The 22,362-nt window shown below is 74.9% G+C and carries 18 protein-coding genes; 10 read left to right on the forward strand and 8 right to left on the reverse strand.

What is annotated here, in order from left to right:
* The first annotated feature begins 277 nt into the window (after positions 1-277).
* Positions 278-1,663 (forward strand): MFS transporter, encoded by a 1,386-nt coding sequence (locus ACWD3O_RS22720; RefSeq protein WP_451411685.1) that lies wholly within the window; start codon positions 278-280, stop codon positions 1,661-1,663.
* 140 nt (positions 1,664-1,803) lie between these two features.
* Here ACWD3O_RS22720 and ACWD3O_RS22725 read toward each other — a convergent pair whose 3' ends face one another.
* The 5 genes from ACWD3O_RS22725 to ACWD3O_RS22745 all read right to left on the reverse strand — a co-directional run bounded on the left by ACWD3O_RS22725 (position 1,804) and on the right by ACWD3O_RS22745 (position 7,890).
* Entirely contained in the window at positions 1,804-3,789 is a 1,986-nt protein-coding gene (locus ACWD3O_RS22725; RefSeq protein WP_451417144.1) for a helix-turn-helix domain-containing protein, read from the reverse strand.
* A gap of 100 nt (positions 3,790-3,889) precedes the next feature.
* A complete protein-coding gene (locus ACWD3O_RS22730; RefSeq protein ID WP_451411683.1) occupies positions 3,890-4,705 on the reverse strand; it encodes a 3-hydroxybutyrate dehydrogenase in 816 nt (271 codons plus the stop codon).
* Between the two features lie 60 nt (positions 4,706-4,765).
* Positions 4,766-5,239 (reverse strand): NUDIX hydrolase, encoded by a 474-nt coding sequence (locus ACWD3O_RS22735; RefSeq protein ID WP_451411682.1) that lies wholly within the window; start codon positions 5,237-5,239, stop codon positions 4,766-4,768.
* 9 nt (positions 5,240-5,248) lie between these two features.
* Complete coding sequence (lnt, locus tag ACWD3O_RS22740) at positions 5,249-6,871, reverse strand: apolipoprotein N-acyltransferase (protein ID WP_451417145.1); 1,623 nt, start codon at positions 6,869-6,871, stop codon at positions 5,249-5,251.
* Between the two features lie 230 nt (positions 6,872-7,101).
* On the reverse strand, positions 7,102-7,890 hold the full coding sequence (locus tag ACWD3O_RS22745; RefSeq protein ID WP_451411680.1) for a glutamate racemase: 789 nt from the start codon (positions 7,888-7,890) through the stop codon (positions 7,102-7,104).
* A 42-nt stretch (positions 7,891-7,932) separates the two neighbouring features.
* Here ACWD3O_RS22745 and ACWD3O_RS22750 point away from each other — a divergent pair, with 42 nt between their 5' ends.
* The 5 genes from ACWD3O_RS22750 to ACWD3O_RS22770 all read left to right on the forward strand — a co-directional run bounded on the left by ACWD3O_RS22750 (position 7,933) and on the right by ACWD3O_RS22770 (position 13,322).
* Entirely contained in the window at positions 7,933-8,088 is a 156-nt protein-coding gene (locus ACWD3O_RS22750; protein ID WP_451411679.1) for a hypothetical protein, read from the forward strand.
* A gap of 486 nt (positions 8,089-8,574) precedes the next feature.
* Positions 8,575-9,150, forward strand: coding sequence for a DUF6643 family protein (locus tag ACWD3O_RS22755; protein WP_451417146.1), 576 nt, complete (start codon positions 8,575-8,577; stop codon positions 9,148-9,150).
* Positions 9,151-9,196: 46 nt separating this feature from the next.
* Positions 9,197-10,024 (forward strand): MOSC domain-containing protein, encoded by an 828-nt coding sequence (locus tag ACWD3O_RS22760; RefSeq protein WP_451417147.1) that lies wholly within the window; start codon positions 9,197-9,199, stop codon positions 10,022-10,024.
* A gap of 115 nt (positions 10,025-10,139) precedes the next feature.
* On the forward strand, positions 10,140-10,748 hold the full coding sequence (locus tag ACWD3O_RS22765; RefSeq protein WP_451417148.1) for an Rv1733c family protein: 609 nt from the start codon (positions 10,140-10,142) through the stop codon (positions 10,746-10,748).
* 126 nt (positions 10,749-10,874) lie between these two features.
* Positions 10,875-13,322 carry a right-handed parallel beta-helix repeat-containing protein gene (locus ACWD3O_RS22770; RefSeq protein WP_451417149.1) on the forward strand — a complete coding sequence of 816 codons (2,448 nt, stop codon included), beginning with the start codon at positions 10,875-10,877 and terminating at the stop codon, positions 13,320-13,322.
* Here the strand turns inward: ACWD3O_RS22770 and ACWD3O_RS22775 are convergent.
* Positions 13,292-15,802, reverse strand: a complete 2,511-nt coding sequence (locus ACWD3O_RS22775; RefSeq protein ID WP_451417220.1) for a hypothetical protein — start codon at positions 15,800-15,802, stop codon at positions 13,292-13,294. The two genes, ACWD3O_RS22770 and ACWD3O_RS22775, sit on opposite strands and share 31 nt — an antisense overlap.
* Before the next feature lie 333 nt (positions 15,803-16,135).
* Between ACWD3O_RS22775 and ACWD3O_RS22780 the strand changes: the two genes are divergently transcribed.
* Positions 16,136-17,023 (forward strand): DeoR/GlpR family DNA-binding transcription regulator, encoded by an 888-nt coding sequence (locus tag ACWD3O_RS22780; protein ID WP_451411674.1) that lies wholly within the window; start codon positions 16,136-16,138, stop codon positions 17,021-17,023.
* Between the two features lie 151 nt (positions 17,024-17,174).
* Here ACWD3O_RS22780 and ACWD3O_RS22785 read toward each other — a convergent pair whose 3' ends face one another.
* Positions 17,175-18,302, reverse strand: coding sequence for a PLP-dependent cysteine synthase family protein (locus ACWD3O_RS22785; protein WP_451417150.1), 1,128 nt, complete (start codon positions 18,300-18,302; stop codon positions 17,175-17,177).
* A gap of 290 nt (positions 18,303-18,592) precedes the next feature.
* On the opposite strand from ACWD3O_RS22785, the gene ACWD3O_RS22790 reads away from it, so the two are divergent.
* Positions 18,593-19,012 carry a hypothetical protein gene (locus ACWD3O_RS22790; protein ID WP_451417151.1) on the forward strand — a complete coding sequence of 140 codons (420 nt, stop codon included), beginning with the start codon at positions 18,593-18,595 and terminating at the stop codon, positions 19,010-19,012.
* A 172-nt stretch (positions 19,013-19,184) separates the two neighbouring features.
* Complete coding sequence (locus tag ACWD3O_RS22795; RefSeq protein ID WP_451411671.1) at positions 19,185-19,784, forward strand: ATP-binding protein; 600 nt, start codon at positions 19,185-19,187, stop codon at positions 19,782-19,784.
* Between the two features lie 34 nt (positions 19,785-19,818).
* Here the strand turns inward: ACWD3O_RS22795 and ACWD3O_RS22800 are convergent, their stop codons facing one another.
* Complete coding sequence (locus ACWD3O_RS22800; protein WP_451411670.1) at positions 19,819-21,060, reverse strand: ROK family protein; 1,242 nt, start codon at positions 21,058-21,060, stop codon at positions 19,819-19,821.
* 79 nt (positions 21,061-21,139) lie between these two features.
* On the opposite strand from ACWD3O_RS22800, the gene ACWD3O_RS22805 reads away from it, so the two are divergent.
* Positions 21,140-22,357 (forward strand): methyltransferase, encoded by a 1,218-nt coding sequence (locus ACWD3O_RS22805; protein ID WP_451417152.1) that lies wholly within the window; start codon positions 21,140-21,142, stop codon positions 22,355-22,357.
* Positions 22,358-22,362: the final 5 nt, after the last annotated feature.

Consider the following 22,362-nt stretch of genomic DNA (forward strand, 5'->3'; position numbering starts at 1 on the left):
CGGGTGACGCGTGGGCTTCCAGTCAGCACCGCACCAGCACGGGAGTCGGCACGGCGGTTCCAGAACGGGCCTCGTCAGGGCAACTCGGACAGGGGCCCTGCGGGGCGGTTTTCGGCCGCCGGACGGGCTCTGGCGAGGAACGATCGCACCGTCATGGTGGAGACACGCACTGCTGCGGCCGAAACTATGTTGCCCCGCCACATGTGCGGTTGACCTGCGGATTCCTACGGTGTGCCGACACGTAGACGTCCCCATCCCACATCTGGAAGTGGTCACCATGGCCTCATCGGCAGCCGCGCCCCCGACGCCGAACAGTTTCAAGAAGATCGTCGCCGCGAGCCTCATCGGCACCACCATCGAGTGGTACGACTTCTTCCTCTACGGTTCGGCCGCCGCGCTCGTCTTCAACACCCTGTTCTTCCCGGACGAGGACCCGCTGGTCGGCACGCTGCTCTCGTTCCTCACCTATGCCGTCGGCTTCCTCGCCCGTCCGCTGGGCGCCCTGGTGTTCGGTCACTTCGGCGACCGCCTCGGCCGCAAGAAGCTGCTGGTGCTCAGCCTCCTGATGATGGGCGGGGCGACCTTCGCCATCGGCCTGCTGCCCACCCACGCCACCATCGGCACCGCGGCGCCGGTCCTGCTGACGGTGCTGCGCCTGGTGCAGGGCTTCGCGCTCGGCGGCGAGTGGGGTGGTGCGGTGCTGCTGGTCTCCGAGCACGGTGACCCCAAGCGCCGTGGTTTCTGGGCCTCCTGGCCGCAGACCGGCGCCCCGGCCGGCCAGCTGCTCGCCACCGGTGTGCTGGCCCTGCTCACCGCGACGATGTCGGAGAGCGCCTTCGTCGCCTGGGGCTGGCGCATTCCGTTCCTGCTCTCCGGCGTGCTGGTGATCATCGGCCTGTGGATCCGTCTGGCCGTGGACGAGTCGCCCGTCTTCAAGGCGGCGATGGCGGCCGCCGAGGCCCGCAAGGCGGACGGCGCCGCGGAGAAGCTGCCGCTGGTGGCCGTCTTCAAGAACCACTGGCGGGACATCCTGGTCGCCATGGGCGCCCGCATGGCGGAGAACATCAGCTTCTACGTGATCACCGCCTTCATCCTGGTGTACGCCACGACTGCTGCGGAGGTCTCGAAGCAGACCGCGCTGAACGCGGTGCTGATCGGTTCGGCGATCCACTTCTGCGCGGTACCGGCCTGGGGTGCGCTGTCCGACCGCTGGGGCCGCCGCCCGGTGTACATGCTCGGCGCGGCCGGCATCGGTCTGTGGGTCTTCCCGTTCTTCTGGCTGATCGACACCGGCACCTTCCTGGGCCTGCTGACCGCGGTGACGGTCGGCCTGATCCTGCACGGCGCGATGTACGCCCCGCAGGCCGCGTTCTTCACGGAGCTGTTCGCCACCCGGATGCGGTACTCCGGCGCCTCCATCGGCGCGCAGTTCGCCTCGGTGGCGGCGGGCGCGCCGGCGCCGCTGATCGCGACCGCGCTGCTGAACAGCTACGGCACCTCCACCCCGATCTCGCTGTACGTGATCGCCGCCGCGGTCATCACGCTGATCGCGGTGGGCGTGGCCAAGGAGACCCGTCACCGCGACCTCAACGACATCGAGGGCACGGCCGACGCGACGCCGTCCGGCAAGGCCGCCCCGGTCAGGAGCGAACAGGCCGTCTGATCCAGTACCGCCTGACGCAGGCCCCCGCACACCCGGTGCGGGGGCCTGCGGACGTTCGGGTGCGGGGTGGGGCGGCGGGCCCTGCGGGGCGGTGCGGGAGCCGAGGGGCACTGCGGGTGCCGTGTCGGCGCGGCGGGTGGTCAGGCGCGTGAGGGTGAGGCCAGGCGCTGCAGGCGCAGGGCGAGTTGGATCTCGAGGGCGCGCTCGGGACGCTGCCAGTCCTCGCCGAGCAGCCGGCCCACCCGCTCCAGCCGCTGGGCGACCGTGTTGACGTGGACGTGGAGTTCGTCCTTGGTCCGGGCGGGGCTCATCCCGCAGGCGAAGTAGGCGTCGAGGGTGCGCACCAGGTCCGTGCCGCGGCGCTCGTCGTAGGAGACGACCTCTCCGATGGTCCGGTCGACGAAGCCGGTGATGTCCCGGTCCCCCGCCAGCAGCAGGCCGACGAAGCCGAAGTCCTCGGCCGCCGCGCCGTCCCCGGCACGCCCGAGGAGCCGCAGCGCGTCCAGGCAGCGGCGGGCCTCCTGATACGCGACGGCGACCTGGTCGGGCCCGGCGGACAGCACCTCCTGCGGCGCGGACGCCCCCACGGTGACCGCGTCGTGGACGGCGGTGCTGAGCCGGCGGGCGGCGTCGCGGGCCAGGTCGGTGGCGCTGCGACCGGGCGGCAGGGGGAGCAGCAGCACCGTCCCGCCGTCGCGGGCGGCGGCCAGGCCGTGCCGGGTGGAGGCGAGGTGGGAGGCCGCGGACCACAGCCGGCGGCGGGCTTCCGCCTCGGCGTCGCCGCCGGGGGCGGTGGCCTCCAGGCGGGCGGCGAGCACCACGTGGGTGACGTCGAGGTCGGCGTGCAGGCGGGCGGCGCGCATCCGCAGCAGCCGGGGGTCGTGGTCGCGGGCGTCGAGGAGGTCGTCGAGGAGTTCGCCGCGGACCCGCTGCTCGGCCTCGGCGGCGGAGCGGCGGGCGAGCAGCAGGAGCGAGGTGACCATGGCGGCGCGCTCCAGCGTGCGCTGGTCGACCGGGTCGAGCACGGGGTGGCCGCGCAGCACCAGCGCGCCGAGCAGTTCGCCGCTCGCGGTGACGGCGGCGATCCAGTCGTCGCCGTGCCGCACGGCGTGGCCCTCGGCGCGGGACGCCTCCAGCGCCTCGGCGGGGACGGCGGTGATGTCGGCGTAGGCGACCGTGCCGTCGAGCACCTCGGAGACGGCGGCGGCCACGTCGTGCACCTGACCTCCGCGCAGGACCAGTTCGGCGAGGCGGTCGTGGACCTCGGAGGCGCGCTCGATGACGGCGCTGCGGTCCTGGATGATCTCGTTGGCGCGTTCCAGCTCGGCGAGCGCGGAGCGGGTCTCGGTGAGCAGGTTGGCGGTGTCGATGGCGGCCGCGGCGAGCGCGGCGAAGCTGCTGAGCAGGGCGATCTGTGCGCGTTCGAAGACGCGGGCGCGGCGGTCGGCGGCGAAGAGCACGCCGATGACGTGGTCGCCGAGCATGAGGGGCACGCCGAGGATGGCGATCAGCCCCTCGTCGCGGACGCCGGCGTCGATGGACCCGGTGTGCAGGAACCGCTCGTCGTTGAAGTAGTCGCGGGTGACGTAGGGCCGCGCGGTCTGGGCGACCAGGCCGCCGAGGCCCTCGCCCATGCCGAGGCGCAGCTGCTGGAAGCGGGCGGCGACGGAGCCCTCGGTGACCCGCATGTAGGTGTCGCCGCGTGCCGGGTCGTTGAGGGAGAGGTAGGCGACGTCGGTGCCGAGGAGGGAGCGGGCGCGCTGGACGATGGCGCGCAGCACGGCGTCGACGTCGCGGGGCCCGGCGAGGTCGTGGGCGGTGGCGAAGAGGGCGGACAGCTCCTCCTCGCGGCGGCGTCTGCCCTCGAGTTCGGAGCGCACGCGCAGGGCGAGCTCCCGGGCCCGGCCGAGTGCGGCGACCTCCGCCTCGGGGCGGCCTTCGGCGCGGGCGACCAGCACGGGGCGGTCGTAGGCGTCGGCCGAGGCGCCGCGGGCCAGCAGTTCCAGGTAGGGCGTCTCCGGGCCGGGCGCGGGGGCGGGGGGCGCGGTCGCCGGGCGCGGAGCGGACGGTTCCGTGGAGGGGCCGGCGGCCGGGAGGCGCACGCCCTGCTGGTGCTCGTGGGACATGGGCACAGGATTCACCATGGCCGGGGCCCTGGGACAGCCCTGTGGACGACGGCCGCTCGGGGCGCGGGACGGCGGGCGGCCGGCGCCCCGCGCCGGACGGTCAGTGCGCGGTCCAGCCGCCGTCCATGACGTACGACGACCCGGTGACGGTGGCGGCGGCCGGGCCGCAGAGGAAGACCACCGCCTCGGCCACCTCGGCCGGTTCGATCAGCCGCTTGACGGCGGTGTCGCGCAGCAGGATCTCGGAGACCACCCGTTCCTCGGGGATGCCGTGCACGGCCGCCTGGTCGGCGATCTGCTTCTCCACCAGTGGCGTGCGCACATAGCCGGGGTTCACACAGTTCGAGGTGACTCCATGGGGGGCGCCTTCGAGCGCCACGGTCTTGGAGAGCCCTTCCAGCCCGTGCTTCGCGGACACGTAGGCCGACTTGAAGGCGGAGGCGCGCAGCCCGTGGACGGAGGACACGTTGACGATGCGTCCCCAGCCCTGCTCGTACATGTGCGGCAGCGCGCCGCGGATCAGCCGGAACGGCGCCTCCAGCATCACCGTGAGCACGGTGTGGAAGACGTCCGGCGGGAACTCGTGGACCGGCCGCACCAACTGGAGCCCGGCGTTGTTGACCAGGACGTCGACGCCCGCGGCGGCCCGCTCGGCGGCGTCCAGGTCGGTGAGGTCGAGGACCAGGGGCTCCACCGTCCCCTTGAGTCCGGCCGCCTGTCCGGTCAGCTCGGCCAGGCCGCCTTCGTCGCGGTCGACCGCCCGCACCGTGGCGCCGGCGGCGGCCAGCCTGAGGGTGCAGGCGCGCCCGATGCCGCCGGCGGCGCCGGTGACCAGGGCGGTGCGTCCCGCGAGGTCGAGCGGGGACGGGTCGAGGGGGGTGTCGAGGCCCCCGGAGGTGCTGGGCTGCTCGGTCATGGTCCGACCCTAGGCAGCGGCCCGACCCCGCCCCATGTGGTCAGGACCCATACTTCGGGGTCAGCTCATAGGGTCGAACCATGTGGGGGCATCCGACAGGGCCTGCTTGATCCGCGTCAGCCCGAACGCGTCGAGCTCGGGCAGGTCGTCCACCGGGAACCACGCCACGTCCAGGGACTCGTCGTCGTTGACCCGGGCCTCGCCGCCCACCGCGCGGCAGCGGAAGGTGATGTCCATGTACTGGCAGACGTCACCGTTCTCGTAGGTCACCGGGCGGAGCGCCTGGACGCTCAGCACCCGCTCCGGCACGCAGGTCACGGCCGTCTCCTCGAAGACCTCGCGCACCGCGCAGGCGGCGGGCTGCTCCCCCGGCTCGGGGATGCCGCCGATCACCGCCCAGCCGCGGGTGTCGGCGCGCCGGTTGAGCAGGACGCGGTCCTGGTCGTCGAGGACGATCGCGGTGACGCCGGGCAGCCACAGGAGCTGCTGCCCGGCGCTGGCGCGGAGCGTGCGGATGAAGTCCGGGGTTGCCATGGTCGGACCCTATCGGTCCGCGCCCGACCGCCTCGTCCGGACGGTCCGGGCGACCGCCCAGCCCCCGCCCGCGGCGGCGAGCGCGACCAGCAGCCACTCGGGCAGGGTGCCGAGCGCCGTCGCCAGGGTGGTCGAGGAGCGCAGCGGCACCTCCCGGACCAGCGTGCCGGGCACGAACATGCCGGTGCGTCCGGTCACCTTCCCGTCGGGCAGGATGACGGCGCTGACCCCGCTGGTCACCGGGACGGTCACGGTCCGGCCGTGCTCGACGGCACGCACCCGCGACATGGCGAGCTGCTGGTAGGTCATCTCGCTGCGCCCGAAGGTGGCGTTGTTGCTGGGCACGGAGAGCATCTGCGCGCCGGCCTCCACGGTGTCGCGCACCGCCCAGTCGAAGGCGGCCTCGTAGCAGGTGACCAGTCCGACGCCGGTGCCGTTCATCCGGAACACGCCTGGCTCGGTGCCGCGGCTGAAGTCGCGGCGGACCATGCCGGTCCAGGTCTCGTTGACGGCGCCGATCAGCGGGCGCAGCGGCAGGTACTCGCCGAACGGCTGGGTCCGGCGCTTGTCGTAGGTGTCGACCGGGCCCTTCTCGGGGTCCCAGAGGATCTGCTCGTTGTAGACCTTGCCGTCCCGCTCGACGACGCCGCCGACGGCGATGGGCGCGCCCACGGCCTTGGCGGCCCGGTCGATCACCTCGGCGGCGTCGGCGTTGGCGAAGGGGTCGATGTCGGAGGAGTTCTCCGGCCAGAGGACCAGGTCGGGCCGCTCGGCCCGTCCGGCCTCGATGCGCTCGGCCAGCCGCTCGGTCTCCCGGACGTGGTAGTCGAGCACGGCGCGCCGCTGGGCGTTGAAGTCCAGGCCCAGCCGGGGCACGTTGCCCTGGATCACGGCGACGGTGGCCGTGCCGTCCTCGGCGCCCGCGTCGACGGCGGCCCGCGCGACGAGCGCGGCGGCCGGCGGGGCCAGCAGCGCGAGCAGCGCGGCGGTCGCGGCGCCGCGGCGCACGGCACCGGTCCGCCGGGCGGCGCGGGCCTGCCGTACGACCTCGCAGAGCCCGAAGCCGCTCAGCACCACCGCGAAGCCGAGCAGCGGTGTGCCGCCGAGCGCGGCGAGCGGGAGGAAGAGGCCGTCGGCCTGACCGAAAGCGATCTTGCCCCAGGGGAAGCCGCCGAACGGGAAACGGGCGCGGGCCGCCTCGCCCGCCGTCCAGACGGCGGCGGCCCACAGCGGCCAGGCGGGCAGCCGGGAGACGGCGGCGATGCCGACCGCGGTGAGGCCCAGGAACACGGCCTCCACGACGACCAGCGCGAGCCAGGGACCGGGGCCGACCTCGATGCCCGTCCACACCAGCAGCGGCAACAGGAAGCCGAGTCCGAAGAGGTAGCCGAGACCGAGGGCGGGCTTCCACCGGCGCCCGCGCAACGTCAGGCCGAGCAGGGCGAAGGCGGGCAGCGCCAGCCACCACAGGGTGCGGGGCGGGAAGCTGGCGTAGAGCAGCAGGCCGGAGAGGGCGGCGGTCACTGCCGGCAGGAAGCGGCGCAGCCGGGCGGCGGTCCTGCCGCGGGGCGCGTCGGATCCGGTGGGCGGCCGGTCGCCCGTGGCGTCGGTGGTGGGTGCGGTCACGGTCACTGGTGGAGTCTACGGCGCATGTCAGGGGCCTGGAGAGGGTCGACGGGACCGGGCTGTGGCCTCCCCTCGGCGGCGGGGGTCGCGCAGGCCGGTGGGGGACGCTGTCGACGGTACCGGGAGCGACCCGGAGCGCAGCCGCCTCCCACCGGGTGACCTTGCTCTCCCCCGTGCGGCCCAGGGCCCCTCGCCCGCGTGCGGCCCCGGGCCCCTGGCCAGCGCGACCTGCCGCGTCAGCGGGCGGCGCTGACCTCGCGGAGGCCGCGGCCCTCGGTGTAGGAGAGGGCGGCCTGGGTGAGGTCGGACTCGGCGCCGCCGTGCAGCACGGTGAGCGTGGCCCCGCCGGCGGACGCCTGGGGGCCGGTCGCGTCACCGAGGCGTCGCAGCGCCTGGGCGGCGACCGCTCCGGCCGAGCCGCGCAGCCGGGGGCGGCGGCCGACGGCGCGCTCGAGGGCGGCTCCGATCCGCTCCTCGACCAGTTCGTAGTGGGTGCAGCCCAGGACCACGGTGTGCACGTCGGCCGGGGTGAGCGCGGCGGCGGCCGCGACCGCGGCGTCCACGGCGGCCTCGTCGGCGTGCTCGACGGCGTCGGCGAGGCCGGGGCAGGGCACCTCTGTGACGTCGACGCCCTGGGCGAACTGCGAGATCAGCCCGCGCTGGTAGGGGCTGCCGGTGGTGGCGGGGGTGGCCCAGATGGCCACCGGGCCGCCGTCCGCCGCCGCGGGCTTGATCGCCGGCACCGTGCCGACGACCGGCAGGCCGGGCTCGAGGTGGGCGCGGAGCGTGGGCAGCGCGTGGACCGAGGCCGTGTTGCAGGCGACGATCAGGGCGTCCGGGCGGTGGGCGGCGGCGGCGCGGGCGACCGCCAGCGCCAGGCCGGTGACGTCCTCGGGGGTGCGGGGGCCCCAGGGCATGCTGCCGGGGTCGGAGGAGAGGACCAGATCGGCGTCGGGCCTGAGCCGGCGTACCGCGGCGGCCGCCGCCAGCAGCCCGATTCCGGAGTCCATGAGCGCGATCTTCACTCAGTCACCATAGACGATGAACGCGCGACGGCCCGTTCCGTGATGCGCACTGCGGCGACGAGCGTCGTGGAGTGGATCTCCGCGCTGTCCCTCCCCGTCCGGCTCTGGCCGCTGCTCGGGCACGGCCGCTTCCGGCGCACCGGCGTGCGGCTTCCCGAGCGGCGGGACCCGGCGGTGCGGCCGCGGGACTGCCGCTGACGGTCCTCTCCCGGTCGTCGACGACGTCGCGCCGGCGCGTGCCGTGAAGCGGCGGTCGCCCGGCGCGCGGATCTGACTGGGCCTCGGCGGGGCCTCGCCGACGGCGTGGTCGGCGTGCGCCCTTACCCATCCCCGCGGGACCCGTGGGGATGGTGACGCGCAGCGCCCACGCCCAGTTGCGGCACAGCCCGGCGCTGCCGGCCGTGGCGGCGCCCCCGCCCGTTCGCAGCACGTTCCGGGCGGCCGGACGGACGCGGCCGAACGAGGGTCTGACGGCTCTTCGGAGGACCCCGGAAGGTTCCTCGGACGATCGCACGAACCTCCGGTAACCTAACGGAAACCGGTCCCATACACGATCCCTGGTGGACACGAGGCGTCTTTTTGCCAAATTGGCTCGGATTGGGTATCCAACATCACCGCCGACACGCAAAAACAACCTTCTTATCCGTCTCCCCAACGACCACATCGTGGGCTTAACTTATGGGTATGACCTCCCCCCGCTCCGCTTACGGCGGCGGCTATTCGTCGTCCGCGTTCCCGGACACCCCGATCTACGACTCCCTGGTCGCCGAGCGGGGTACGCCTCAGATCGCCCCGATCCGCGTCCCGCCGATGTACGACACGCCGTCCTACGACGCGCGTCCCTCCTACGACCACGGGGGCGGCCACCTGCCGGCGCTCCCCGCGCTGCCGTCGAGCCCCTCGTACCAGCCGCCGGCCCCGCAGCCCCCGGCTCCCGGCTACGGCTACCCGCAGCAGGCGCAGCCCGCCCTGCCCGCGGCCGCGCTGCCGCCGGGGCCCTCGCCCGTGCCGGCGCCGTACATCCCGCAGCAGGCCTCCGGCTCGCGCGGCTACCCGGCGCCGCACCAGCAGCCGCCCCGTCCCGCGCCGCAGCCCGGCACCGGGTACGAGGCGATGCGACCCGCCGCCCCGCGTCCCGCGCCGGCCCAGCAGGCTCCGTACGGTCAGCAGGCCCCGTACAACGCGCCCTACGGTCAGCAGGCTCCGGCCTCCTACCAGCAGCAGTACGGCCAGCAGCAGGAGTACCGCGGCGGTTACTGACCGGGGTCCGGCCGGATCGGTCCGGGTCCGGTGGCACGATGACCGCATGGGGACAGCGGACATCCATTCGATCCACGTGCATCCGGTCAAGGCCTTCCGGGGACAGGCGCTCCCGGAGGTCCTGGTCGAGCCCTGGGGACCGGCCGGAGACCGGCGCTGGGTACTGATCGACGGCAGGGGAAAGGTCGTCACGCAGCGCCAGGAGCCCCGCCTGGCACTGGCCGCCGCCGAGCTACGGCCCGGCGGCGTCCGTCTGTCCGCACCCGGCGCGGACCCGGTCACCGTCCGGGTGCCCGACGCGGGGTCGTCCGGCGCGGCGGAGGTCGACATCTTCGGCGACCGGGTCCGCGGCGTGTTCGCCGACGGGGCGGCGCACGCCTGGTGCAGCGCCTTCCTGGGTACTCCGGTGCGCCTGGTCCACATGGACGACCCGGCGGTCCGCCGTCCGGTCGACCCCGCGTACGCCCTGCCCGGTGAGACCGTCTCCTTCGCGGACGGATATCCGCTGCTGCTGACGTCGCTGGCCTCCCTCGACGCCCTCAACGCGTTGATCGCCGAGGGCGACCACCCGGAGGAGGGCCCGCTCCCCATGGACCGCTTCCGCCCCAGCCTGGTGGTGGACGGCTCCGAGGCGTGGGCGGAGGACGGCTGGAACCGCCTGACGGTGGGTGACGTCCTCTTCCGCGTCGCCAAGCCCTGCGGACGCTGCGTGGTGACCACGACTGACCAGGAGTCCGCCCGGCGCGGCCGCGAACCGCTGCTCACGCTGGGCCGTCACCGCCGCCTCGGCGGGCGGCTGGTCTTCGGGCAGTACCTGGTGCCGCTGACCACCGGCACCGTCCGCGTCGGGGACCGGGTCACCGTCCTGCGGTGACGCCGGCCGTCCGTGTCCGGGATGCCGCGAAAGGGTGAGGTCGCTCTCTTTCCCGGCGTTCGGCGCGTGAAGGGCCGCCGGGAGGGCTATCACGGAGAGGAGAGGGGGGAGCGTCGTGGGGGCGATCCGTGGAATCTGGCGCTGGCGGCACAATCCGCTGCGGCGCACGACCGACCTGGTGGAGGCGTGGGCCGCCCTGGCCGCCCTGCTGCTGATGGTGGTGGGCGCGCCGCTCGTCGGCCTGTTCGTCGGATCCGCGGCGCACGACTCGCTCGGCCGGACGGCCCGTCAGCAGCTCGCGGCACGGCACCGGGTGGCGGCCACCGTCCTGGACGCCACGGCGGTCGTCGCCCCGGCCGCCGCCGACTCCGTGCGCCCCGGCGAGCAGGAGGGACGGCGACGGGTCCTCGCCTCCTGGACCGCGCCCGACGGCACCGCACGGCGCGCCCACACCTGGACGACCCTGCGCGACCCGGCTCCCGGCCGGCGCTTCGCCGTCTGGACCGACCGCCGCGGCATCCCGGTCGCCCGCCCCCTCGACGCCGGCGAGGTCACCTTCCACGCCGGCCTGGCCGGTGTCGGCGCGGCCCTCCTGACCGTCGCCGTCGCCGAGTCCGCCCGCCGTCTGACGCTCCGTCGGCTCACCCGGCTCCGTCACGAACTCCTCGACCGCGCCTGGGAACGGGCCGGCCCCGACTGGGGACGGGCCGGTACCGGAAGCTGATCACGATCGTTCACCGGGCAACCCACCGTCCAGGCGCGCGCTACGGTGGTCGGGCCGACACGTCCGGACACGTTCGGCCCAATCCGCTACATCCCGTGTACGACGAGGTGGGGACAGAAAAGCACCATGGCACAGGGCACGGTCCAGGTGACGCACACCGGCACGTCGCGGTGGCGGCGCCGCACGGGTGAGTACTCCTCCCTCGCCTCGGCCCTGGAGGCCGCCGGCGACGGGGACGTGCTCACCGTCTCCCCCGGCACCTACCGGGAGAACCTCCTCGTCGAGCGGGCGGTGACACTGCGGGGGCCCGAGGGGCAGCCGGGGGCCGTGCGCATCGCACCCGCGGACGGCGTGCCGCTGACGGTGCGCGGCTCCGCCGTGGTGCAGGGCCTGCACCTGGAGGGGCAGGACTCGTCGGCGCCGGCGCTGCTGGTGGAGGAGGGCAGCCCGGAGATCACCGACATCCGGGTGATGACGCGGTCCGCGGCCGGTATCGAGGTGCGGGGGTCGGCGCGTCCCACGGTGCGCCGCTGTTCGGTCGACAACCCGGCGGGCGTCGGCATCGTCGTCACCGATGCCGCGGGCGGGGTCTTCGAGGAGTGCGAGGTGACGGCGGCCGGTCAGGCGGGAGTGGCGGTGCACGGCGGGGCCCGTCCCCGGCTGGAGCGCTGCCGGGTGCACCACGCCTCCGGTCCGGGGCTGAGCGCCGCCGGGGAGAACTCCTTCGTGGAGGCGGTGGGCTGCGAGATCTACGAGGTGCGCGGCAGCGGGGTGCAGATCACCGGGCGGGCCACCGGCCAGCTCACCGACTGCGACGTGCACCGCACCGCGGGGGACGGCGTCACGATGGACACCGACGCGGTGCTCACCCTGGCGGACTGCCGGATCCACGACGTCCCGGAGAACGCGGTGGACCTGCGGTCCCGTTCGGTGCTGACGCTGACCCGCACCACGGTGCGGCGGTTCGGGCGCAACGGCCTGTCGGTCTGGGACCCGGGGACGCGGGTGGACGCCCACCAGTGCGAGATCTTCGACTCGACCGGCGACTACCCGGCGGTCTGGGTGAGCGACGGCGCGACCGCGGTGCTGGACTCCTGCCGGGTGCACGACGTGCCGGACGCGCTGTTCGTGCTGGACCGCGGCTCGCGGGCCGACGTGGTGGACAGCGACCTGACCCAGGTCCGCAACACGGCCGTGTCGGTGAGCGACGGAGCGACGGCCCAGCTGGACGACTGCCGCATCCGGGACGCGGCCACCGGCGCCTGGTTCCGCGACCACGGCAGTGGCGGCACCCTGGCCAACTGCACACTCGACGGCACCCAGACGGGCGTGATCGTCACCAAGGGCGCGGACCCGACGGTGGAGCGGTGCACGGTCGACGGGCCGGCCGAGGCCGGCTTCTACGTCTCGGCGGGCGGCCGGGGCACCTTCGTCGGCTGCAAGGTGACCGGCAGCGGCGGCTACGGCTTCCACGTCCTCGACGGCTGCCGCACCACGCTGCGCAAGTGCCGCACCGAGCGGTGCGCGCGGGGCGGGTACGAGTTCGCCGACGCCACCCCGGGCAGCGCGGGCGGGCCCGAGGTGGAGGACTGCACCGGCGACGAGAGCGCGGGCGCCGGCGCCTCGTTCGCCAACGGCTCCCCTTCCGGGGACGGCGCGGTGCTGACCGCCCCGGCCCAGGTGAGCTCCGGAGGGCTGCTGGGCGCCGTGCCCGCCCCGCGCGCCGGGACGGTGGCGGCCGTCACGGAGGCACCCGGACAGGTCCGCGAGGCGCGCGAGGTCCTCGGGGCGCTCGACGCGCTGGTCGGGCTGGAGAGCGTCAAGCGGGAGGTGCGGGCGCTCACCGACATGATCGAGGTGGGGCGTCGCCGGCAGGAGGCGGGGCTGAAGGCGGCGTCGGTCCGGCGCCATCTCGTCTTCACCGGCTCCCCCGGCACCGGCAAGACCACCGTGGCCCGGCTCTACGGGGAGATCCTCGCCTCCCTCGGCGTGCTGGAGAAGGGTCACCTCGTCGAGGTTTCCCGGGTGGACCTGGTCGGCGAGCACATCGGCTCCACCGCGATCCGCACCCAGGAGGCGTTCGAACGGGCGCGCGGCGGCGTGCTGTTCATCGACGAGGCGTACGCGCTCTCGCCGGAGGACTCGGGCCGGGACTTCGGCCGGGAGGCCATCGACACGCTGGTGAAGCTGATGGAGGACCACCGGGACGCGGTGGTGGTGATCGTGGCCGGCTACACGGAGGAGATGGAACGCTTCCTTACCGTCAACCCCGGTGTCGCCTCGCGCTTCTCGCGGACCATCAGGTTCGGCGACTACGGCCCCGACGAGTTGCTGCGGATCGTGGAGCAGCAGGCCGAGGAGCACGAGTACCGGCTGGCGGACGGCACCGCGGAGGCGGTGCTGAAGTACTTCGCGGAGATCCCCAAGGGGCCCGCGTTCGGCAACGGCCGCACCGCGCGCCAGACCTTCGAGGCGATGGTGGAACGGCACGCGGGGCGGGTGGCACAGCTGCCCGACGCGAGCACGGAGGCGCTCACCCTGCTCTACCCGGAGGACCTCCCCGCGCTGGACTGAGCGGCGTCCCGCCCGTCTCCCCCGCTGCGGGGGGCGGGCAGGCCGGTCGCCAGGCGTGCCAGGAGCGCCGCGCGTTCCTCGGCGAACACCGGGTCGGCCTGGTAGTCGCCGTGACCGAGGACGGGCGCGGGCAGCGGGTGTTCGGTGGTGCGGCCCAGGGACAGCGGGTCCTTGAGGGGCTCCCGGTCGACGGGCGCGCAGGGCCGCGGGCCGCCGTCCGCCCCGGAGGAGGAGGCCGTATCGGCCCCGGAGGGGGAGTCGGCGTCGGCCCACGAACCCGCGTCGGCCCCGGCGTCGGCGTCGGCCCCGGAGTCGGCGTCGCCCGCCACCAGGACGGGCCCGCCGATCGGGTCGGTGCGGCGGTGGAGGTTGCGCCAGCAGTCGACCTCCTGGTGCAGGCGGCGCAGCGCCTCGGGGCCGAAGTGGGCGGGGAACCAGCGTCCGTAGAGGCGTTCCAGGGGTGAGCCGTAGGTGAGCAGCGCAACCCGGGCGCGCACCGGCGCGGGGAGCTGCCAGGCTGCCGCGGCGGCCAGGACGCTGCCCTGGGAGTGCCCGGAGAGCACCAGCCGTCCTCCGGTGGAGGCGGTCCAGGTCGCCATCCGCCAGGTGAGGTCGGGCACGGCCCGCTCGGCGTAGCAGGGCGGTGCGAAGGGGTGGGCGGCGCGCGGCCAGAACGTGCCGACGTCCCAGAGGATGCCGATGGTGCGGCGGGCGGAGGGGTCCCGGTAGGCGCGGCGGCCGAAGGTGACGAAGAGTATGAAGCCCAGCCCGATCAGCCAGGAGCCGATGGCCTGCGCGACCTCGGCGGTGGCCTCGACGGCCGCGGGCGTGCCCTGGGCGGCGTCGGCGGGGGCGTGGCCGGTGCCGAGCGCGCCGGCCACCGCCCCCGCGCCGAGCAGGAAGGTGACGGCGGCGACGACGCCGACGAGCAGCGGCGCCCGGTCGGTGAGCGCGGCGAACGCGCGGATGCGGGCGACGCCGCGCACCCGGACCGGGTCGTGCGGCTCGCCGGGGTGGTCGTCCAGCACGGCGGGGATCTCGCCCCGCACGGACCGCCAGGCCCGGTGGGCGAGGACGGCGAGCAGGATCAGCAGGACCGCCAGGAGCACGGGGAGGGTGGAGGCCTGCCAGGTCAGCACCACCGGCGGGCCGGTGAGCGTGCCGCTGCGGCCGTCGAGCCAGTCGGCGACGCGCTGGGCGACGCCGCCGGACATCACTCCGCCGAGCGCGCAGGCCAGCAGGGCGACCGCGGGTCCCGCGAGGCCGCGCAGGGCGGCGCGGGTGTCGGGCCGGGACCGGTGCAGGGTGCGGGCGACGGCGGCCAGCGCGACCACCAGCAGGCCCTGGGCGAGGCAGAGGGCGCCGAAGACGGCGTCCCCGGGCAGGGGCCCGGCCGACCGCCAGCCCGGGCGTGACCAGCAGGCGTACACCAGGGCGAGGGCCAGCAGGCCGGCGGCGCCGAGCGGGAGGACCCGCTGCAGGCGGGCGTCCAGGGTGTGGTCCACGCGGCGCTCGCTGCGGCCGCGGCGGCACACCACCCACACCACGGACAGCGCGGCCACCGCCAGGGCGGTCTCCAGGGCCCGGCCGAGCAGGTCGAGGAGCGCGGGGCCGCCCGGCGCCCGGTCGTGGCGGGCCGCGGCGGCGGTCAGGGCGGCGGCGACGGTGAGCAGGGCCGCGGCGGTGTGGGCGGCGCGTAGCCGGGCGACCAGGCGGCGCCCGTACCAGAAGCCGGGTCGGCCCAGCGGCGCGGCGTCCCCCGCGCTCTCCTCGTGCTCGGCCCCGGCCAGCGGCTGCTGGGACTCGTAGGCGGTCCAGGTGCGGTGCGAGAGGTACCAGAGCAGCACGGTCAGGGCGGCGGGCACCGTGGCGGCCAGTGCGAGGCGACGGCCGGGGGCGCTCCACCAGCCGTCGGTGAGGAACTCCAGCCAGGAGTGGGCGGCGGCGCAGGCGGGGGTGCCGGCGCACTGCCAGGCGGCGAGGTCGAGGGCCACCTCGCAGGCGGCCGCGACCAGCAGCACGGTCAGGCTGAGCCCGGCGAGGCGGACCAGCGTGCCGTGGAGGCGGACCGCGCGTTCGTGTCCGCGGGCGGCGGGGCGCATCCAATGGGCCAGGTTGACGACCATGAAGGGCAGCAGCAGGAGCCACAGGGCGCGGCTGCCGTTCCCGGAGGTCAGATTGCACCAGACGTAGGCCTCCTGGACGGGGGCGACGGGCTCCCCGACTCCTGGCCCGCCGGCCGGCCGGCCGGCCGCCGGCGGGGCGCCCCGGGCCGCGGCGCGCTCGGCGTCCACGTCGTCGGCGCGCCGGAACATGGCGGCGGTGCCGTCGCCGGTGACACGGACCGTGCGCGGGTCGTCGAGCATCTCCTCGGGGGTGGTGCCGCCCACTCCGTGGACGAGCAGTTCCAGCGTCGCGCCACCGGGCGGGGAGGTCTTCCCCTCCGGCGTCGGCGCCTCCGGCGTGCCGGGCTCGGACAGCACTGCTCCACTCCCCCCGTGTCCTGCGGTTCTCCGCGTCGTCCGGCGCGCCCTCCCGGACCGCGCCTCATTCGAACATGTGATGCGATGTTCCGCCCGTGGGATCTCCGTTCCCGGACCCCCTCAACCCTTCCTCACCGAATCTCCCCTCGATCGGGTGACGAGCGCGCCCGGGCCGGCGCTTCGGTCACCTGACCGCATGTCGGCGTGTCGTGCGAGGATGGAATACCGTCCGGCCCGGCGCCGGAGCGGAAATCGCCTGGTCACAGCGTCAGGCGACGCGGTCCGGGGGCGCGGGTGCGACCGCGGGAGTGGAAAGGACGAGGGGAACAGGTGGCGGAGCGGCAGAACCTCCTCGCGGAGCAACGGCGGGCGCTGATCCTGGACGAGGTCCGCCGCCGCGGCGGGGTGCGGGTGAACGAGCTGACCCAGCGGCTCGGCGTGTCCGACATGACGGTCCGCCGCGACCTGGACGCCCTGGCCCGCCTGGGGGCACTGGAGAAGGTGCACGGCGGCGCGGTTCCGGTGGAGGGCACCGAGCCGACCGTGCACGAGCCCCGGTTCGAGGAGAAGACGGGCCGGGAGCCCGCCGCGAAGGAGCAGATCGCCCGCGCGGCGGCCGCCCTGGTGACGCCCGGTTCGGCGGTGGCGCTCTCCGGGGGCACCACCACGTACACGCTGGCCCGGATGCTGGCCGGGGTCCCGGACCTGACGGTGGTGACCAACTCGGTGCGGGTGGCCGACGTGCTGCACGCGGCACGCCGCTCCCCCGACGGGACGGAGAACGGCGGGCCGACGGTGGTCCTCACCGGCGGGATGCGCACGCCCTCCGACTCGCTGGTCGGCCCGGTCGCCGACCGGGCGATAGCGTCGCTCCATTTCGACGTGCTGTTCCTGGGCGTGCACGGCATCTCGGTGGAGGCCGGGCTGTCCACGCCGAACCTCGCGGAGGCGGAGACGAACCGGCGGCTGGTGACCTCCGCGCGGCGCGTGGTGGTCGTCGCGGACCACACCAAGTGGGGCACGGTGGGGCTGAGTTCGTTCGCCTCGCTGTCCGAGGTGGACGTGCTGGTGACGGACGCCGGGCTGCCTTCGGTCACCCGCGCCGAGCTGGCCGAGCTGCCGTTGCGGCTGGTGGTGGCCGGCGAGGGCGGCCTGGACGGCGAGGGCGGCGTGGACGGCGAACTGCCGGAGTCCTACCGCCCGCCCCGCGCGGGCTGACCCCGGCCGCCACACGCACCTGACCGCCTCGCGCACCGGACCGCCGCACGCACCCGGCCTCCGCGGGCACGCGGCCGCCGCGCGCTCCGGGCCGGTCGACCGGTCGCCGTGTCCCGGTGCACGCGGGAGCGCCGGGGCCCGCCGCCCGGGATCAGTCCGGCCAGACGCCCGTGGCCAGCACCCGGTCCAGGACCGCCGCGTAGGGGCCGATCTCCAGCCCCTGCCCCTCCAACCATTCGTCGGAGTAGTACTTGTCGAGGTAGCGGTCGCCCGGGTCGCACAGCAGGGTCACCACGCTGCCCGAGCGGCCCGCGGCCACCATCTCGGCGACGATCTTCAACGCGCTCCACAGCCCCGTGCCCGTGGAGCCGCCCGCCTTGCGGCCGATGACCCGCTCCAGCGCGCGCACGGCGGCCACGCTCGCCGCGTCGGGCACCTTCATCATGCGGTCCACCGCGCCGGGCACGAAACTGGGCTCCATCCGCGGCCGGCCGATGCCCTCGATCCGGGAGCCGCCCTCGCAGACCGGCTCGGGCTCTCCGGTGGTCCATCCGTCGAAGAACACGGAGTTCTCCGGGTCGGCGACGCAGATCCGGGTGTCGTACTGCATGTAGTGGACGTAGCGGGCCAGGGTCGCCGAGGTGCCACCGGTGCCGGCGGTGGCGACGATCCAGGCGGGCACCGGGAAGCGTTCCATCCGGAGCTGACGGAAGATCGACTCGGCGATGTTGTTGTTGCCCCGCCAGTCGGTGGCGCGCTCGGCGTAGGTGAACTGGTCCATGTAGTGGCCCCCCGTCTCCGCTGCGAGGCGCCCCGCCTCCTCGTACATGCGGCGCGGGTCGTCGACGAAGTGACATCGGCCGCCGTGGAACTCGATGAGGCGGCACTTCTCCGCGCTGGTGGTACGCGGCATCACCGCGATGAACGGGACGCCGATGAGCTTGGCGAAGTAGGCCTCCGAGACGGCGGTGGAACCGCTGGACGCCTCGATCACGGGGCGCCCGGGCCGGATCCACCCGTTGCACAGTCCGTAGAGGAAGAGCGAACGGGCCAGCCGGTGCTTGAGGCTGCCGGTGGGGTGGGTGGACTCGTCCTTGAGGTAGAGGTCGATGTTCCACTGCTCGGGCAGCGGGAAGCGCAGCAGGTGCGTGTCGGCGGACCGGTTGGCGTCCGCCTGGACCCGGCGGACCGCCTCCTTCAGCCAGGCACGGTAGGTGACGTCACTGCGGTCGACGTCCAGCGTGGCGTCGGCGCCGGAAGGGGGAACGGGGCTGGGCATGGCGGGCTCCTCAGACGGCCCGGCAGAGCCGGGAGCCCCGATCATAGACACCTTCCACACCCTTCTCACCTGCATAAACGCATCTTTGGAGACCTCAAGCACTGCCTTGGGAGCGCGCCGGTGACAGGGGGCGCACGACGGCCGCGACGAACCGGGCCGACGTGCCGCGCGCGCCGACCCGCGGGCCTCCGGACGCCCTTTCGTCCGGCCGCGCGTCCCGTCAGACTTCTCGTAGGGGGTGCGACCGGGTGCAGCGGACAAGCGTGAAGCGTGAAGGGTGGGGCGTCAGCATGCCGGAGCCGGAGTTCACCGCCACGGAGGAGTTCCTCCCGGCCGGGCCCGACGACCGGAAACCACCGGGCGGCCAGGACGAGTTCACCGCGACGGGAGTGCGCATCGAGCGGGGCCTGCGGTCGCTGACCCGGGCCGGCGAGGTGCGGGTGCGGGGCGGTCTGGTGGAGCTGCTCAACAGCGGCGGGCGCGTCGTCGGAGCCGCGCCCGCGAGGAAGGCGCGTGTGCTGCGGATGCGGCTGGGCCGTGCCGACCGGGTCCTGGCGGAGCTGGGGGGTGCCCGTTACGTCCTGACGTTCTGTGACGAGGACGCCGGTCACGGGCCGCTCCGGAGGCGAGGCGGGCGGCGGCCGGAGGCCGGGGAGTCGCCGGCAGCGCGCTTCGCCCGGGCGGTGCGTACGGCCGCCGGACCTCGCTGAACAGGCCTGATCGCCCGCCGCCGGGGTGCCCGAGAGCTCCGGCGGATGCCGCGAGTTGCGGCGGTACGGGCGCTGGGTCACGCTGTTCTCACGTCACTCTGGGTTTACCGGCGACTACGCCGAAAGCCGGTGGTCGCCTTCTTCCGGACCTCTACGTCGGGGAGTTGCAGCCGTGATCAGTCACCCGAGCAGGCACTGCGCGGTGGAGCTCCAAGCCCTGCCGTCGCGGATCGGTCAGGTCCGCAGAATCGTCTCGGCACAATTGCGCTACTGGCATCTGGACTCCCTCATCGAGCGGGCCTCGCTCGGTGTGACCGAACTGCTGACCAACGTCCACCGGCACGCCGGGGTGGACAAGACGTGCACCGTGCGGCTCGAGCTGCTGCTCGACCGGCTCACCGTGTCGGTGCACGACCACGACCCCCGTCTTCCGGTGCTGGGCGACGCCGATCGCCTGGCGGACTCGCTGGCCACCTGCGGTCGCGGCCTGGCGATGATCGACGCCCTCAGCGAGAGCTGGGGGGCGCGTCCGGACGGCGAGGCGGGCAAGGTCGTCTGGTTCACCCTGCCCACCGCGGACGAGGTCCACGACGGCCGCCGGGAACCCGAGCCGACCCCGGCCCTGGCCGACGTCGGTCCGTCCGGCGCCGAGCCCGTGCCGCACACCGAACCGCATCCCGACGCGCGGCCCCGGCCCGTGCCGGAGCCCGCCCTGCTGGAGGCCGCCGTCACCTCCTCCCCCGCTCCCGCCCGGTCGGCCGTTCCCGGCTGACCGGGCGGTGACCCACCCGGCGCCGTCCGGGGGGTCAGCCCGCCAGCACGCCCAGGGGGTCGTCGAACACCGGCTGCCAGGCCAGTTCACCGGCCCCCACCAGGCTGTTGAACGGCAGCGTGCAGCCGTCCAGCGGGACGGCTCCGCTCTGTCCCCAGAGGCTGCGCCGGGCCACCACCTCGCGGAGGCGATCCGGTTCGGCCTCGAGGAGCGCCCGGTGCAGGCCGCCGAGGATGATCCGGTCCGGGTTGAGGATGTTGACCAGGCCGGCGAGTCCGACGCCGAGCCGGTCGATCAGCGCCCGCACCGCCGCACGTACCGCGGGGTCATGGGCGTATCCGTCACGGATCAGGTCCTCGGCCTGCCGCAGCAGCGAGCCCTCGGGTCCTGGTTCGCGTCCGAGCGCGGCGAGGAACGCCAGCGGGTCCGTCTCCACGTCGAGGCAGCCCCGGCTGCCGCAGTGGCAGGGGCGGCCGTCCGGGTCGACGGTCAGGTGCCCGACCTCCAGGGCGAGGCCGGCGCTGCCGGTGTGCAGGCGGCCGTCCAGCACCAGGGCGCCGCCGACGCCGCGGTGGCCGGTGGCGACGCACAGGAGGTGGTCGGCGCCGCGGCCGGCGGCATGCCGGTGCTCGGCCAGCGCCGTGAGGTTGACGTCGTTGCCGACGAAGGCGGGGCCCTCGATCCCGGCCTCGCGCAGGCACTCGGCGAAGACGTCCAGCACAGGCGCCCCGGCCGACCAGGGCAGCAGGAGCGGGTTGAGGCCGACGCCGTCCGGCTCGGTGACCGCGAACGGCACGGCCAGCCCGGCCCCCACGCACCGCAGGCCCGTCTCGCGCAGCAGCCCGGCGCCCGCCCGGACGGCGACCGAGAGCAGCTGCGCGGGGTCCTCCTCCACGACCACCGCGCTGTTCGCGGTGGCGACGATCCGGCCCCCCAGCCCGACCAGGGCGGTGCGGTACCCGTCGACGTGCACCTGGGCGGCGAGCACGACCGGGCCGCGCTCGGCGACCATCAGCCGGTGCGAGGGACGGCCCTGCGAGCCCGCGGCGGCGACCGGGTGGGCGTCGACCTCGATCAGTCCGAGTGCCTCCAGTTCCGCGGCGACGGCTCCCGCGGTGGCCCGCGTCACGCCGAGTTCGGAGGTGAGCACGGCGCGGGTGGGCGCGCGTCCGGTGTGCACGAGCTGCAGGGCCGGTCCGAGCGCGCCGCGCCCGCGGTCCAGCCGGGTCCGGGTCGTTGCCTCCCCCTCCGCTCGGGGGGCCGCGTTGCCGTTCATGCCGCCGAGTCTTTCATGATCCGGGCCGGCGGACGGCCGGACGGCGGCCCCCGGTGGCTCGGCTAGCCTGGGACGCACGATGAACGACCGTTTCACCACCCCCTGGGCCGAGCTCGCCCTCTCCCGCTTCCCCCGGGATCCGCGCGACCGGCTGCGGGCCTGGGACGCCTCCGACGACTACCTGCTGCGGCACCTCGCGGCCCTCACGCCTCCCCCGGCCGGCGCGGTGGTGGTGGTCGGGGACCGCTGGGGGGCGCTGACCACGGCGCTCGCGGCTCGGGCCGCCGGGACGGGGGCCGCCGTGACGCGGGCCGCCGGGACCGGGGCCGGGGCCGACAGCCCGGTCGTCCAGATCACCGAGTCGTTCCTGACCCGGGAGGCCACCCGCGCCAACCTGGCCGCCAACGGCCTCGCCCCGGACGCGGCGACCCTGCTGACCACGCGGGACGCGCCGCCGGAGCGGATCGACGTGCTGCTGGTCCGGGTGCCCAAGAGCCTGGCGCTGCTCGAGGACCAGCTGCACCGGCTGGCCCCGGCGCTGCACGAGGACTCGGTGGTGATCGGCACCGGCATGGTGAAGGAGATCCACACCTCCACGCTGGCCCTGTTCGAGCGGATCGTCGGCCCCACCCGCACCTCGCTCGCGGAGCGGAAGGCGCGGCTGATCCTCGCGACGCCCGCCGCACCGGCCGGGCGGGGACCCAACCCGTGGCCGCTGCGGTACGACCTGCCCGGCGACGCCGCGCTGGTGGCGGGCCGTCCGGTGGTCAACCACGCGGGGGTCTTCTGCGCGGACCGCCTCGACGTCGGCACCCGCTTCTTCCTCCAGCACCTGCCGACCGGCCCCGGGCTCGGCCGGGTCGTCGACCTGGGCTGCGGCAACGGCGTGGTGGGCACGGCGGTGGCGCTGGCCGACCCGGACGCCGAGGTGCTGTTCACCGACGAGTCGTTCCAGGCGGTCGCCTCCGCCGAGGAGACCTGCCGGGCCAATGGGCTCGACGGGCTCGGCGGGCGGACCGAGTTCCGCGTCGGCGACGGGCTGGACGGCGTGCCGTCGGGGAGCGCGGACCTGGTGCTCAGCAATCCGCCGTTCCACTCCCACCAGGCCACCACCGACGCGGTCGCCCGGCGCATGTTCAAGGACGCCCGGCGGGTGCTGCGGCCTGGGGGCGAGCTGTGGATCGTGGGCAACCGGCACCTGGGGTACCACGTGAAGCTGCGGCGGATCTTCGGCAACGCGGAACTGGTCGCCTCCGACCCGAAGTTCGTGGTGCTGCGGGCGGTTCGACGCGGCTGAGGAGC

Source organism: Streptomyces sp. NPDC002640, assembly GCF_053592575.1.